Raw genomic sequence first — 608 nt, 5'->3', positions numbered from 1 at the left:
CCACATGCCGTGCAGCCCGGACATGATCGAGCGACCCAGGCGCTCCTCGGTCTCCACGCCGAGCGCGTTCATCGCCACGTCCGACATGCCCGCCGTGGCCCCGTAGACGAGCAGCACCCCGCACAGCGCGACCAGGTTGGGCGCGAGGGCGGGCAGCGTGAGCGAGAGGGTCCACAGCGCGAGCATCCCGCGCAGCGCGGTCCGGGCGCCGAACCGGTGGCTGACCCAGCCGGCCAGCGGCATCGCCACCGAGGCGCCGATGGCGGGGAAGGCGAGGGCGAGGCCGAGCTGGCCGGCGCTCGCGTCCGTGTGGTCCTGCACCCAGGGCACGCGGGTCGCGAAGCTGCCGGTGACCGCGCCGTGCACGGCGAAGACCAGCGCGACGGCGACGCGCGCCCGGCGCAGCCGCTGCCCGGCGGCCGGTTTCCCGGTGCCCGTTCCTGTCCCGGCGTCCACCATGCTGCCCGGCCCTCCCGGCCTCGAAGTCGGCCCCGACCCCGGGGCCCCCGGGGAGGGTTCCCCGGCGCGCCGAGAAACTATCAGGAACCCTGCCTGATAAATAACCGATTTCCAACGGGGCGTGCAAGGATTCCGGCATGTCCCCGACG

Annotated in this window: 1 protein-coding gene; it reads right to left on the bottom strand. The window is 74.2% G+C overall.

All coding sequences use genetic code 11. The features are described from left to right. On the bottom strand, positions 1-459 hold a 459-nt coding region (locus KUM32_RS41965; protein ID WP_217146858.1), incomplete at its 3' end, for an MFS transporter. Positions 460-608: the final 149 nt, after the last annotated feature.

Source organism: Streptomyces sp. AC627_RSS907 (assembly GCF_019049165.1).
The sequence above is the reverse complement of the archived record's forward strand: the minus strand, read 5'-3'. Positions and strand labels throughout refer to the sequence as shown.